The following is a 13,078-nucleotide window of genomic DNA, read 5'->3' as shown; positions in this document are numbered from 1 at the left end:
TTTGAAAACGATGAAAATTAAATGGTAAGGGTTTGACGGCCCGATTCGTGTGCACCCGCAAGGTAGGTATCAATCTTCTTAAGCAGCTCAGTCTCGTCAGATGAGAGTTGAATGCCAATCCCCGGCACTTTACCGCCCTGCGCATTCTTGGGTGTTTGCCAAACCACTTTGCCGGTGACAGGGATCTTATCAGGCTCCCCCATTAACGATAGTAGTAGAAAGATCTCTTCGCCTAGCTCGTACTGATCTTTGGTTGGTATAAACAGACCACCACGCTCTAAAAACGGCATGTAAGCACGATAGAGATCCTCTTTCGTATGTATAACGAGACCGAGGATGCCGTGATTTTCTGATTTAACTGTCTCAACCATTACTTAACACTCAACTCTTTCCAATCAAAAAACAGTTTCTCTAATAGTAGCTGCTTATTGGGGTTTAGGTGGCGTTGGATCGCGTTTAATTCAACTTGAACTGACTCATAGAGTTTCAGTACACGGCTTGCATTCGCCTGTTTTGCAACTGAATCCACCATCTTACGCATATCCAAGTTGATACGAGGCTGTTCATCCTGCGCCATCTGAATTCTAACAATATCACCCAACAGAGATTGCCACCAAATTAGAGGCAGACGCAGATCCTCTTTTTGGTATTTCTCTGCCAAGGCGACTGGGCTGACTCGTGCACGTAACAGATCGGCCAAGCCACCCAGAAAATTGGCACGAAGATCAATCGCACCGCCGGACTTCCATTCGTAAGCTGTTAATGGAGCTCCTTGCGCTAACCCCAAGTAACCTTTGGCTTTTTCCGGTGGTAGCTGAAGCTTTTCGGCCAACCAATCGGTCGCCAAACCGGCTTCAGGCAGGCTAAATTCAACTCTTTGACAACGACTACGAATGGTCGGCATCACTTGACCTAACTGGTGAACAATCAACAGAATGAGTGTGTTATTGCCAGGTTCTTCGAGGGTTTTCAACAGAGCATTGGCCGCAGAGATATTCATCTCTTCTGCAGGATCGATGATCAAGACGCGATAACCACCCTGCTGCGCAGTGCCGTGCAAGCGATCAATGGTTTCGCGCACCTGATCAACTTTGATCACCTTGCCGGCCTCTTCAGGTGAAAGGTGAAGCAGATCCGGATGCGTTTCGTGCTGAATCAGCTCACAGGTTTTACACTGACCACAGGGTTCTGAACCCCTAGGGTTATTACAGAGCAAGCGTTTAGCGAGGTGCTCAGCAAACGCACGTTTACCCACCCCTTTATGCCCAGCCAATAGCAGCGCATGAGGTAATTTATTATCAGCGATCAACTGATCAATACGCTGCCAATACTCTGCCTGCCAAGGAAGAATGCTCACAAGGCAACTCCAAACTCACGCAGCACCGCCGCAATTTGGGCTTGAACCTGAGGAATGGAAGGCTCTGCATCAATAATTCGAATGCGTCCGTTTGAAGCCGCTGCACGCTCTAGGTAACGATCGCGTACCCGACCAAAGAAGCTCATCTCCTCTTGCTCGAAGCGATCGAGCGCAGCTCGTGCACGCGCACGGCTCATACCTACCTCAACCGGTAGGTCTAGCAGTAGGGTTAAGTCGGGTTGAAGATCGGACAACACCAACGACTCTAGCTGATCAATAGTCGTTTGATTCATCGCTCGGCCACCACCCTGATAAGCATGAGTCGCATCGATAAAACGATCACAAAGCACCCATTTACCTTCAGCCAAAGCGGGTTTAATGAGGGTCTCAACATGCTGTGCTCGAGCAGCAAAGACAAGAAGGAGTTCTGTCATCTCGGACATCGATTCAGATCGCGGGGTCAAAAGCAGCTCACGAACCTGTTCAGCCAATTCAGTTCCACCCGGTTCACGTGTCACGACCAGATCGATACCGGACGATTCGAGACAGTCTTGAATGTAGTCTAAGTTGGTCGTTTTACCGACCCCTTCACCACCTTCGAGTGTAATGAACTTGCCTTGCATTAGTTGGCCTCTGGTGTAGAACGATAATCTTTGCGACGTTTCAATTGATACTCTCTTACGGCGCGATTGTGTTGCTCTAGTGTATCTGAAAACTGGTGCGAACCGTCACCTTTGGCGACAAAATAGAGCGCCTTACCAGGCTCAGGATTAAGCGCTGCGAAAATCGCATCCTCCCCTACCAATGCAATTGGCGTAGGAGGGAGCGCTGGAATTCTATAAGTGTTATAGGGTGTCGACTCTTTTAAATGCTTACGTGTCAGATTGCCCTGATAACGCTCACCTAAGCCATAGATCACGGTTGGATCTGTCTGCAGTCGCATACCCCGATTCAGACGACGAATGAAGACACCCGAGATCTGCCCCCGCTCACTACTCAAACCCGTCTCTTTCTCGATGATAGATGCCAGAATAAGGGCTTCGTAGGAACTCTCAAGCGGCAATGTTATATCACGACTCTGCCAATGCTTATCTAACACATCATTAAGCATTCTGTGTGCACGAAGCAGCAGTTCTTTGTCCGTTGTACCCCGCTCAAAATAGTAGGTCTCGGCTAAAAATAGGCCTTCAGATGAATCGACATTGAGGCCCAGTTCAGTCGACAAACTGGCGGCATCCGTAGCACTCAATGTTTTCTCAAGCAGTTCATTGTCTGCAAGAGAGGCCAGCATCTCTTTAACGGTTGCCCCCTCAATAAGGGTCACTCGATACTGCACAGATCGACCCGATATGAGACGATCAAGCAGGGTCTCTAGGGTATCACCCACCCTTACCTCATACTCGCCGCTGCGCAACTTGGTGAGTTCTGGCTGAAGCTTAAACAGTAACTTAAGTTTGAACGGCTCATCCAACCAGTGACGATCGGATAGCTCTTGAACCAAGCGTGAGGCCGTATAGCCAGTAGGAACCGTCAAGGTGGTTGGTTGCTGGAGCGCTAGACGCTGTTTAGGAAGATCAAGAACGGACTGATATTGGCTCCACCCAACAGAGGCAAGCACCATAAAAAAAGCAACAAATACTATGACTGTTCGTTTTAACAAACCTAAACCCAATGAGTATTAGCAATCAGTATGAGTCGGGGCCGATAGGCACCCGACTCAACGGTCGCTAGATCTTGTTAAAGACGAGTGTACCGTTGGTACCACCAAAGCCAAATGAGTTGGACATAGCGGCAAATAGCTTCGCCTCTTGGGCCGTGTGAGCCACATAGTTAAGGTCACAGCCTTCACTTGGGTTATCCAAGTTGATCGTAGGCGGCGCTACTTGATCACGAAGAGCCAGCACACAGAAGGCTGCTTCGACAGCACCTGCAGCCCCTAATAGGTGACCTATCATAGATTTAGTCGAGCTCATACGGACATCTGAAGCAGCGCTTCCCAATACCGCTTTAGCCGCATTGGATTCCGCAATATCACCCGCCGGAGTCGATGTGCCGTGTGCATTGATGTAGTTGATTTGATCGACGTTCAGACCGGAATCTTTAATCGCATTAGTCATCGACAGAGCAGCACCGGCACCATCCTCTGGTGGTGAAGTCATGTGGTAGGCGTCATCACTCATACCAAAGCCACTCAACTCACAGTAGATCTTCGCACCACGCGCTTTAGCATGCTCATAGGACTCAAGTACCAACATTCCGGCACCATCACCCAGCACAAACCCATCACGATCACGATCCCATGGACGACTTGCTGCTTGTGGATCGTCGTTACGACTCGACAAGGCACGCGCAGCGGCAAAACCACCCAAACCAAGTGGCGTTGTCGCCATCTCAGAGCCACCTGCGATCATCACATCAGCATCACCGTATTGAATCATGCGCATCGCATGACCAATGTTGTGGGTACCGGTTGTACAGGCGGTTGTGATCGCAATATTCGGTCCACGGAAGCCATATTTAATGGCTAGGTTACCGGCGATCATATTGATGATACTGCCAGGAACGAAAAATGGAGAGACTCGACGAGGGCCTGACTTATTCAGTATGTCGTGTGTGTTTTCAATCATTGGTAGACCACCGATGCCGGAGCCAATGGCACAACCAATGCGTGGTGCATTCTCTTCTGAGACTTCAATACCGGAATCTTCAACTGCTTGAATAGCAGCCACCATGCCGTATTGAATGAACAGATCCATCTTACGAGCCTCTTTAGGGTTGAGGTAAGGCTCTAGTTGAAAATCTTTAACAGATGATGAGAAACGTGTGCTGAAAGCCGAAGCATCAAAATGCTCAATTGGGCCTGCACCACTCTTTCCCGCAAGAATATTTGACCAAGTGTCATCGACCGTTTGACCAACAGGTGTTAATAGACCAAGACCTGTGACTACAACTCGATTGCGCGACATCTAAAACTCTCCGATGGGCTAATAAAAGAAAAGCCGCAACTACTCTAGGCAGGTGCGGCTTTTCGAACGTACGTAGAACCGATTACTGGTTAGCGTTAACGTAGTCGATTGCTAGCTGAACTGTAGTGATTTTCTCAGCTTCTTCATCAGGAATTTCAGTTTCGAATTCCTCTTCAAGAGCCATTACTAGTTCAACAGTGTCAAGTGAATCAGCACCGAGGTCTTCTACGAAAGAAGCTTCGTTAGTCACTTCTTCTTCTTTAACACCAAGTTGCTCGGCGATAATTTTCTTAACGCGATCTTCAATATTGCTCATATCGATTCCTATAATGTTTCAACGCCCACTGTATCTATTCTGACACTTTGGGAATTTTAGAAAACCGCTGCTTACATAAAAGATAAGCAACAATTGTTAACTGGGTGCAATTATCCGCTATCTGATGGAAATTACAACCTTTTATACGGTAAAAAACCACACCTAAACGGGGGTTTTAACCCATGTACATACCACCGTTGACCTGGATCGTTTCACCGGTCACATAACCGCCAGATTCGCTGCATAAGAAACCAACGACTGCTGCGATCTCTTCAGGCTTACCTAGACGTGACAGTGATATCTGAGACTGCAGCATCTCTTTATGTGCTTCAGGTAGATCAGCCGTCATATCGGTATCGATGAAACCAGGCGCAACACAGTTGACCGTCACGTTACGACTACCTAATTCACGAGCCAATGCACGTGAGAAACCTTCCATACCTGCTTTAGCTGCTGCGTAGTTTGCTTGACCCGCGTTACCCATAGAGGCCACAACAGAGCTGACGCTGACCACACGACCCCAGCGCGCTTTTGTCATGCCGCGTAGAACACCTTTAACCATGCGGTAGACTGACGAAAGATTGGTATTCAGCACAGAATCCCACTCATCATCCTTCATACGCATCATCAGGTTGTCTTTAGTAATACCAGCATTGTTGACCAGAATGGTAACCGCACCGAACTCCTCTTGGATCTGTGCCAGTACCGCATCAACCGACTCTTTATCAGAGACGTTTAGTACATAACCTTTACCCGCATTACCGGCTGCAGCTAAGTATTCAGTGATTGCACTAGCACCACCTTCACTGGTCGCAGTTCCTAGAACGGTAGCGCCCTGTGCAGCGAGATTCTCTGCGATCGCTTTACCGATACCGCGGGTAGCACCTGTTACTAGCGCAACTTTATTTTCTAAACTCATCTTTTAATCCTTAGCTATTTTGTGCTTCTAGGGCTTTGTCTAGACCCGCAGAATCACCAATATTCAAAACGGTTAATGCGCGATCGACTTTCTTATTCAGACCCGACAGAACTTTACCTGGACCACACTCAACGGTGCGATCAACACCCAGTGCTAACATTGCTTGTACGCTCTCAGTCCAACGCACTGGACTGTACAGCTGCTGCACCAACAGATCACGCAATTCAGCAACATCTTCACAGGTCGATGCATTGACGTTGTGAATGAGTTTAATCGCTGGCAGTGTAATCTCAATCTTTGCCAATGCTTCAGCCAACTTCTCAGCTGCTGGCTGCATCAAAGCACAGTGAGAAGGCACCGATACAGGCAGCTCTACTGCACGTTTAGCACCCGCCTCTTTACAAGCTTCCACACCACGCTCAACCGCTGCTTTCTCACCGGCAATTACGACCTGACCTGGGCAGTTAAAGTTAACTGCAGAGACCACTGCACCTTGAGCGGCTTGCTCACAAGCAGCCACAACAGCCGCGTCATCAAGACCAAGAATTGCCGCCATCGCCCCAGTACCAGCAGGAACCGCAGCCTGCATCAATTCGCCACGAAGGCGAACTAAACGCACACCGTCAGCCAAAGAGATAGCACCAGCACAAACTAGTGCAGAGTATTCACCCAACGAGTGGCCTGCGACTACTGATGGAGCTTCACCACCCTGCTGTTGCCATAGACGCCACAGAGCAACACTCGAAGTCAGCAGAACAGGTTGTGTATTCTCAGTGCTATTAAGAACCGCTTCAGGCCCCTCTTGAGCAATAGCCCAAAGATCCTGACCTAAGGCTTCAGAAGCCTCTTTAAACGTATCCGTGATAATAGAGTGCTGTGCAGCTAGATCACTCAACATACCGAGTGATTGTGAACCTTGGCCTGGGAAGACCAATGCAAGTGATTGAGACATGTTGTCCTCGATTAACTAGCGGAGATTAACTCCATAAAAAATCCTAGTACGGAGTTTACATCATATGAGGAATATCTGAACCCTTAAGGGGAACTGTTTAGATCGCGAGCAACCTGATCCGCTAACTGGTTAGGCAGATCGGCTTTAAGCATATTCAGAGTGTTTTCTAAAGCCGCCTTAAAGTCATTAGCGTTCGCAGCACCATGACTTTTAACGACCAGACCATTCAAACCTAAAAACAGTGCACCATTTCTTTGACCTGAATCGAGCGATTTAGTCAGGGCTGTCAGCATTGGGCTAGCCAGCCATGCGATGACTTTACTGTAGAGTGAACCTGCAAACACCTGGCGCAGTCGATGAGCTAACAGCTTAGCGACCCCTTCGCTACTCTTTAGGGCCACGTTACCGACCAGACCATCACAGACGATCAAATCCGCTTCACCAACAAACAGATCAGCGCCTTCAACAAAGCCGATGTAGTTCACCTCTGGAAGTTCCGCTATCTGAGCACTCGCTTCACGAAGCGTCTCGTTGCCCTTGGTCTCTTCAGAGCCTACGTTAAGCAGACCAATTTTTGGATCTCTACCTGTTGTAACCCGCACCAAAGCGCGCCCCAACACAGCAAACTGCTTTAGCATCTCTGGGGAAGAGTCTAAGTTAGCGCCCAAATCGACGACCTGACACTCGCCTTTCAAGGTCGGCATAGCTGCAGAGATAGCGGGACGATCGATCCCCTGAATCATTCCCAAGGTGCGTCTCGCAAGGGCCATCAAAGCCCCCGTATTGCCAGCACTCACAACGGCACAGGCCGAACCTGATGCGAGCTGATCCAGAGCTAACTGCATTGAGCTGTCCGAGCCTTCACGCAGAGCGGAAATTACCCTCATATCGGCCGTAATAACCGATGAAGCATGCACAAGGCTTAACTGTGAATTAGCGTCTTTAGGAAGATAGGGAGCGATCTGCTCTTGATCACCCACAAGGGTAATCGATAGATCAGGGTAATCTTTGAGAACTGCGAGGGAGGCCTCAACAGTAATACGGGGACCGAAGTCCCCGCCCATTGCATCAACAGCGATGCAATAACTGTGTTGCACGGCTAAGACTTACTCGTCGCCTTTTGCAACAACCTGACGACCGCGGTAGAAACCGTCAGCTGTCATGTGGTGACGACGGTGAGTCTCACCAGTAGTCTGTTCAACTGAAAGAGTTGGGTTGCTAAGTGCATCGTGTGAACGGCGCATATCGCGACGTGAACGAGACTTTTTGTTCTGCTGTACTGCCATGGTTTTTACTCCTGGATCTTACTTTACTAGCGCTACTTCTTAAGGCTCGCTAGCACACTAAATGGATTCGGTTTTTCAATCTGCTCCGCAGGTATCTCATCTTCGCCGAAGGACATTTTTACTGAACAGTCATCATGATAACAGACGGCTGGTAAACTCAGTATCAACTCTTCTCCGACCAAATCTGCAAGATTTACATCATCCTCTAACAGTAGAGGATCATAGTAACGGGGCAAATTCTTGGCCTGCTCTTCGTTTAACACAACGGCTAAACTGAACTCTGCTTCCAATTGCAATGTCACTGGCTCCAAGCAACGTTGACACTGTTGCTGAACTTCAACGTTCGCTTGTCCGGTCACAGTTCTTAGCTTCTGCTCATCAAGGGCAAAAGCCAGTTCTACATTGACATCACCACAGGGACTGACCAGCAAGGAGCAGAGCTGAGGCATAGATTGCAGTGCAATAGTGCCTGTTAAAACTGCTTCCCGCTCGGCAAGTTTCCGAGGGTCGACTTTTTTCGGAAGAGGGCCGTTCGACATAAGCGCGCAATTCTAGGGATCTGAAGCCCAACTGTAAAGGAATATATGCCATTAATTGAGGATATTTGTTAGGTTAGAGCCTCTTTAGCTAACAAAAGCCCAATCTGCACAAAATCGCAGCGGAATATCGATGAAAAGCCACCAATTACCGATCGTTTTAGCCTCAAGCTCAAAATATCGCCGCGAACTACTGTCTCGCATTTTAAATGAGTTTGAACACGCCTCTCCCGACATCGATGAGACGCCAATAGCCGGTGAGTCTCCAGAGGCTTGTGCGGCTCGTTTAGCCCAACTGAAAGCCAAGGCGTTAGCTAAAGAGTTCCCTGCACACTGGATTATAGGGTCTGATCAACTGGCTACGCTTGACCAGCTGATTCTTGGCAAACCTTTAACCAAAGAGAGAGCGATTACCCAGCTCTCTTTGTGCAGCGGTCGGCGTGTCAGCTTTCTAACCTCTTTGGCGCTTTTCAACAGCCAAACTGAGGAGACTAGAGAGTATCTAGAAGAGGTTGTCGTGACCTTTAGAGAACTGTCAGACGCAGAGATCACAGCTTACATTGATCGCGAGCAACCGCTGGACTGCGCAGGCAGTTTTAAATGCGAGGGGTTAGGTATCACTCTGTTTGAGTCGATTGAGAGCAGAGACCCTAATACTCTAATTGGCCTACCACTGATTCGGTTAAACCATCTATTACTAGAAGCGGGCATCAACCCGCTTCTAAAATAGACGCTATTAGCGATCTATTTGAACTGGATAGAGCTCGTTATACCGAGAGTGTTCATAACCTGACTGGCCACCCCAACACCTAGACGCTCTGCCAAGCGTTCAACCGCGTTTGGACGGTAGCTGTAATCAATTAGATGATCGGTATTAAACTGTTCGCGAGCAACAGAGCTAGCACTGCCTAACCCATCAATCAAACCCAATTCAACGGCCTGTTCACCTGTCCAGATTAGTCCAGAGAACAGCTCAGGGTTATCAGCAAGACGATCACCCCTACCCTGCTTCACAGCGTCAATAAACTGTTGGTGAGTAGTATCCAACACAGATTGCCAAAAGCGCTTCTGTTGATCCGAGAGCGGCTGGAAAGGGTCTAGCAGTGCTTTGCTGTCGCCTGCGGTAAGAGCACGGCGTTCAACCCCTAGCTTCTCCATCAAATCGACAAAACCAAATCCACTTGAAATGACCCCAATTGAACCTACCAGGCTGGCTTTATCCGCATAGATAGCGTCCGCGGCACTGGCTAGGTAATAACCGCCACTGGCGCCAATATCGGTAATAACGGCCATCACCGCCTTATCAGGATAGAGTGCACGGAGTCGAACAATCTCATCATAGACGTAACCGGCTTGAACAGGACTACCACCCGGGCTGTTAATACGCACAATAACACCGAGACTGTCAGATGCCTCAAACGCATCGCGCAGAGAGGTGATCAACAGATCAGCACTGGCTTCGCTGCTGTCTGAAATAACGCCACGCACTTGAACCACTGCCACATGTGGCTTAGAGATCTCCTCAATGGAGGCGAACTTCTCACTCCACAGAAAAAAGCCTGCGATACCAAACAGATAGATAAAGGTCAGAGACTTGAAGAAGATGCCCCAACGGCGAGATCGGCGCTGCTCACGGTTGACGTTATCAACCAGCTTTTCAAGCAAGCGCCAGCTTTTTGAATCGGTACTGTCTACAGCAGGCTGATCACTCTTCTCATTAGTTTGCACAACCGTTCCACTAGCCTGCTCAATACTCTCTTTTGAATCACTAGGCTTTTCACCCCAAGGATTGTGTTCCACATTAACTCCTTAACCAATCCACTAACTCATTAAAATGATCAAACACCTGCAACGGTTCAAAGGCATGCAGATCATCCACCTCATGCACCCCATAGCTCATAGCCACTCGATCAATACCCGCACTGCGCGCCATCTCCAAATCATAACTGGTGTCACCAATCATAAGGACTTCGCTAGCATCCAAACCTGTCTCTTCTAGGATCTCATGCAGCATCAAAGGATCTGGCTTGGATGCCGTCTCATCAGCACACTTGGTCAGTTCAAAATGGCCCGCCAACTCTGTATCAGACAGGACGCGATCCAAACCACGGCGGCTTTTTCCAGTCGCGACCGAGAGTCGATAGCCATGCTGTTTGAGTAGCCCCAGTCCATCAAATGCACCGTCAAATAGCGCCGTGGGTGTCTGATCAACCTCTAGATAGTGTTTACTGTAACCCTGCCGAATGAGCTCTCGCGTTGCGGCATCACATTCAGGCATGACTTTAAGAATAGCCTCTGGCAAGCCAAGGCCAATAATATCTCGCACTGACTCATCACTGGGGATTCTTAGACCTAGCTCACGCGTAGCGCCCTGAAAACTGGATACGATACGCGCTTGAGAATCGATTAAAGTTCCATCCCAATCGAAAATAAGTAGCCTATACTTCACGTAAACCTCAAAGTTTGAGCATTATGTATTTAAACAAGCGTCTAACACTGCTGTCGACACTGCTGATAGTCAGCTCAGTCTACAGCACCTCTGCGAAAAGTGAGAGTTCGCAGACCATCTATAAATTTCGCAACGAGTCAGGCGTGCTCTCGTTCGGCGATCGACGCCCTAAACAGACCACTCATTATGAAATACTCAAATTTGACTGTTATGCCTGCCGGTCAAACCCATCAATCGATTGGCACACTGTGCCTCTAAACACTCGAGACTTTCGCAGCATTACACAAATCGCCGCCAACCAAGTCAAGGTTGACGAATCTCTTATTCGCGCCGTGATTCATGCGGAGTCGGCATTCAAAAGCAACGCGCTCTCTTCACAAGGGGCAATGGGTTTGATGCAGCTAATGAAAAAGACAGCACTCTCCCTAGGTGTCGAGAACCGACAGGATCCTAGCGCGAACATCTTTGCCGGGAGCCAATACCTAAAAGAGCAGCTAGAGCAGTTTGGTGACACAAAATTGGCCCTAGCAGCCTACAACGCAGGGCCAACGGCTGTAAAACGTTACCAAGGCATACCACCCTATCCCGAGACAGAGCGCTACATCGAACGTGTAATGATTCTTAAAGCACGCTACGACAAGGTTCTTTAAGGCAATAAAAAACCGCAGGCCGGATAAAGGGGGAGTTCCAGGCTGCGGTCAGCAGTAATAACTGCTCATTTAGAGGCTTTCAAGCTGGTGATTTACCAAATAGGGCTTAAAAAATGCCCTGCTTGTAGAACAGTAGACCCTCTGTGAAGTCTTTTAGTTCCGTGAATCTGTAACTTTTTTTGAAAAAATTTTAAATCTGTTTAAAAACAACAACTTATAAAATAGAAAAAATTACAGCCGCTCAACTAAGAACGGGCTGTGGATAATAGACCTATGCTGGTCAATTTTCAATCAATCGTTAACTCTTTTTCGCTAACCAGCAGACCGTTGTTATCAGCGTAGAGATATTCACCCGGAATGAAATCAACACCGCCAAAACGAAGCGTGACATTTAATTCCCCCGCCCCTTTTTTCTCGGTCTTCAACGGGTGGCAGCCCAACGCTTGAACACCTAGGTCAAGATCACCAATGGCATTCACGTCACGGATACAGCCGTAGATAACAATACCCGACCAGCCATTCTTGACTGCTTTCTCAGCCAGCATGTCACCCAACATCGCGCGACGCATAGAGCCACCGCTATCAACTACCAGCACTCGACCTTCACCAGGTAGCGCAACTTGTTCACGAACCAAGGAGTTATCTTCAAACGCTTTGATCGTCACGATCTTTCCGCTAAAGCGTTCACGACCGCCAAAGTTACCAAACATCGGTTCAAGAATGCGCACATCATCTTCATAGCGATCGCACAGTTCGGGTAGTAGATCTTCCATCGATTTCTCCTGATAGATTTTAAGATTTTAGACGAAGGCCATCCGCTTCAATTTGGATCTTGCCCTCTTTCAACAGCTGACCAATCGCCATTTTGTAGGCTTTTTTACTGCAACCAAAACGGGCATTAATCGCTTCAGGCGGACTCTTATCACCCAGTGGACAGAAGCCGCTGTTCGCCTCCAACTCAGCCAACAGCTTATCGGCAACAGACCCGACTCGTTTATAACCAGGTGGCGTCAGCATAAGGTCAATCTGTCCATCCTCACGAACCTGCTTAACATAGCCCGTCAGACGCTGACCCAATTTCAAATGCTGAGTGAGGTCTTGACGATGGATAAGGCCTTCATAGCGATCATTGATGATGCAGAGCATGCCTAAGTCAGTCATACGCCAGGGCAGCATTTCAACCAGCATCTCTTTGTTTAGGTCGGTTGGGTTGGACTCAAGATAACGATCCGTTTTCATTGAGGCCGCGATACGGTTCGAGTTATCAATGTAGATGAAGACATTCACCCACAGACCTTCCGTCACATCACGCTGCTGCTCTGAGAAAGGCAGCAGCAGATCTTTAGATAGTCCCCAATCCAGGAAAGCACCTATCGGCGTGGTCTCTTTAACACGCAGTCGAGCGAATTGACCCACTTCCGCTTTGGGATGCGCCAAGGTCGCGATCTCTTGATCTTGGGAGTCAAGGTAGACAAACACACGCAGCTTATCGCCAGGCTTAGTACCTTCAGGCACTTCACTTCGAGGGAGCAGTATGCCGCCACCATCACCTGTCTCTAAATAGACACCGTATGGACTCTCTCGCAACACCGTTAATTGATTGCGCTTACCGAGTTCAAACACGCCTCTCTCCCAATATTAAAAACC

17 protein-coding genes are annotated in these 13,078 nt (G+C 48.5%); 2 read left to right on the top strand and 15 right to left on the bottom strand.

Annotation, left to right across the window (positions count from 1 at the left end):
* Positions 1–17: 17 nt before the first annotated feature.
* The 11 genes from XMD579_RS04125 to XMD579_RS04075 form a co-directional block, all read right to left on the bottom strand.
* Positions 18–371, bottom strand: a complete 354-nt coding sequence (locus XMD579_RS04125) for a PilZ domain-containing protein (RefSeq protein WP_173481594.1) — start codon at positions 369–371, stop codon at positions 18–20.
* Positions 371–1,357, bottom strand: a complete 987-nt coding sequence (locus XMD579_RS04120) for a DNA polymerase III subunit delta' (protein ID WP_173483196.1) — start codon at positions 1,355–1,357, stop codon at positions 371–373. Before XMD579_RS04120 ends, XMD579_RS04125 begins: the two co-directional genes overlap by 1 nt.
* Positions 1,354–1,980, bottom strand: a complete 627-nt coding sequence (gene tmk, locus XMD579_RS04115; RefSeq protein WP_173483197.1) for a dTMP kinase — start codon at positions 1,978–1,980, stop codon at positions 1,354–1,356. The genes XMD579_RS04120 and tmk overlap by 4 nt, the downstream gene beginning before the upstream one ends.
* Positions 1,980–3,017: an endolytic transglycosylase MltG gene (gene mltG, locus XMD579_RS04110; protein ID WP_173505889.1), complete on the bottom strand. Its 1,038-nt coding sequence runs from the start codon at positions 3,015–3,017 to the stop codon at positions 1,980–1,982. Before mltG ends, tmk begins: the two co-directional genes overlap by 1 nt.
* A 67-nt stretch (positions 3,018–3,084) precedes the next feature.
* Positions 3,085–4,323, bottom strand: a complete 1,239-nt coding sequence (fabF, locus tag XMD579_RS04105) for a beta-ketoacyl-ACP synthase II (RefSeq protein ID WP_173481598.1) — start codon at positions 4,321–4,323, stop codon at positions 3,085–3,087.
* An 82-nt stretch (positions 4,324–4,405) separates the two neighbouring features.
* Positions 4,406–4,639 carry an acyl carrier protein gene (gene acpP / locus XMD579_RS04100; protein WP_173481599.1) on the bottom strand — a complete coding sequence of 78 codons (234 nt, stop codon included), beginning with the start codon at positions 4,637–4,639 and terminating at the stop codon, positions 4,406–4,408.
* A 175-nt stretch (positions 4,640–4,814) separates the two neighbouring features.
* Positions 4,815–5,558 (bottom strand): 3-oxoacyl-ACP reductase FabG, encoded by a 744-nt coding sequence (gene fabG, locus XMD579_RS04095; protein WP_173481600.1) that lies wholly within the window; start codon positions 5,556–5,558, stop codon positions 4,815–4,817.
* 10 nt (positions 5,559–5,568) lie between these two features.
* Positions 5,569–6,510, bottom strand: coding sequence for an ACP S-malonyltransferase (gene fabD, locus XMD579_RS04090; RefSeq protein WP_173498144.1), 942 nt, complete (start codon positions 6,508–6,510; stop codon positions 5,569–5,571).
* A gap of 83 nt (positions 6,511–6,593) precedes the next feature.
* Entirely contained in the window at positions 6,594–7,607 is a 1,014-nt protein-coding gene (gene plsX, locus XMD579_RS04085; RefSeq protein ID WP_371815178.1) for a phosphate acyltransferase PlsX, read from the bottom strand.
* Between the two features lie 9 nt (positions 7,608–7,616).
* A complete protein-coding gene (gene rpmF, locus XMD579_RS04080) occupies positions 7,617–7,796 on the bottom strand; it encodes a 50S ribosomal protein L32 (RefSeq protein ID WP_173481603.1) in 180 nt (59 codons plus the stop codon).
* Between the two features lie 32 nt (positions 7,797–7,828).
* Entirely contained in the window at positions 7,829–8,335 is a 507-nt protein-coding gene (locus XMD579_RS04075) for a YceD family protein (protein WP_173481604.1), read from the bottom strand.
* A gap of 130 nt (positions 8,336–8,465) precedes the next feature.
* Here XMD579_RS04075 and XMD579_RS04070 point away from each other — a divergent pair, with 130 nt between their 5' ends.
* A complete protein-coding gene (locus XMD579_RS04070; RefSeq protein ID WP_173505888.1) occupies positions 8,466–9,062 on the top strand; it encodes a nucleoside triphosphate pyrophosphatase in 597 nt (198 codons plus the stop codon).
* A 14-nt stretch (positions 9,063–9,076) separates the two neighbouring features.
* Here the strand turns inward: XMD579_RS04070 and XMD579_RS04065 are convergent, their stop codons facing one another.
* Both XMD579_RS04065 and XMD579_RS04060 read right to left on the bottom strand, forming a co-directional pair.
* A complete protein-coding gene (locus tag XMD579_RS04065) occupies positions 9,077–10,132 on the bottom strand; it encodes a S49 family peptidase (RefSeq protein WP_173481606.1) in 1,056 nt (351 codons plus the stop codon).
* Between the two features lies 1 nt (position 10,133).
* The gene (locus tag XMD579_RS04060) at positions 10,134–10,781 is read right to left on the bottom strand and encodes an HAD-IA family hydrolase (RefSeq protein ID WP_173481607.1); all 648 of its coding nucleotides are present in this window, start codon (positions 10,779–10,781) and stop codon (positions 10,134–10,136) included.
* Between the two features lie 23 nt (positions 10,782–10,804).
* On the opposite strand from XMD579_RS04060, the gene XMD579_RS04055 reads away from it, so the two are divergent.
* A complete protein-coding gene (locus XMD579_RS04055) occupies positions 10,805–11,431 on the top strand; it encodes a lytic transglycosylase domain-containing protein (protein WP_173505887.1) in 627 nt (208 codons plus the stop codon).
* Between the two features lie 287 nt (positions 11,432–11,718).
* Here the strand turns inward: XMD579_RS04055 and rraA are convergent, their stop codons facing one another.
* Entirely contained in the window at positions 11,719–12,204 is a 486-nt protein-coding gene (gene rraA / locus XMD579_RS04050) for a ribonuclease E activity regulator RraA (RefSeq protein WP_173481609.1), read from the bottom strand.
* 19 nt (positions 12,205–12,223) lie between these two features.
* A complete protein-coding gene (locus XMD579_RS11490) occupies positions 12,224–13,054 on the bottom strand; it encodes a S1-like domain-containing RNA-binding protein (protein WP_173481610.1) in 831 nt (276 codons plus the stop codon).
* Between the last annotated feature and the right edge of the window lie 24 nt (positions 13,055–13,078).

The sequence above is a fragment of the Marinobacterium sp. xm-d-579 genome, from assembly GCF_013282935.1.
Taxonomy (GTDB): domain Bacteria; phylum Pseudomonadota; class Gammaproteobacteria; order Pseudomonadales; family Balneatricaceae; genus Marinobacterium_E.
The sequence above is the reverse complement of the archived record's forward strand: the minus strand, read 5'-3'. Positions and strand labels throughout refer to the sequence as shown.

Bases quoted from the DNA above. Each gene is read 5' to 3' on its own strand.
- rpmF (WP_173481603.1), bottom strand. From the start codon at position 7,796: ATGGCAGTACAGCAGAACAAAAAGTCTCGTTCACGTCGCGATATGCGC.
- fabF (WP_173481598.1), bottom strand. From the start codon at position 4,323: ATGTCGCGCAATCGAGTTGTAGTCACAGGTCTTGGTCTATTAACACCT.
- XMD579_RS04055 (WP_173505887.1), top strand. From the start codon at position 10,805: ATGTATTTAAACAAGCGTCTAACACTGCTGTCGACACTGCTGATAGTC.
- XMD579_RS04070 (WP_173505888.1), top strand. From the start codon at position 8,466: ATGAAAAGCCACCAATTACCGATCGTTTTAGCCTCAAGCTCAAAATAT.
- fabG (WP_173481600.1), bottom strand. From the start codon at position 5,558: ATGAGTTTAGAAAATAAAGTTGCGCTAGTAACAGGTGCTACCCGCGGT.
- tmk (WP_173483197.1), bottom strand. From the start codon at position 1,980: ATGCAAGGCAAGTTCATTACACTCGAAGGTGGTGAAGGGGTCGGTAAA.
- rraA (WP_173481609.1), bottom strand. From the start codon at position 12,204: ATGGAAGATCTACTACCCGAACTGTGCGATCGCTATGAAGATGATGTG.
- XMD579_RS04125 (WP_173481594.1), bottom strand. From the start codon at position 371: ATGGTTGAGACAGTTAAATCAGAAAATCACGGCATCCTCGGTCTCGTT.
- fabD (WP_173498144.1), bottom strand. From the start codon at position 6,510: ATGTCTCAATCACTTGCATTGGTCTTCCCAGGCCAAGGTTCACAATCA.
- XMD579_RS04075 (WP_173481604.1), bottom strand. From the start codon at position 8,335: ATGTCGAACGGCCCTCTTCCGAAAAAAGTCGACCCTCGGAAACTTGCC.
- acpP (WP_173481599.1), bottom strand. From the start codon at position 4,639: ATGAGCAATATTGAAGATCGCGTTAAGAAAATTATCGCCGAGCAACTT.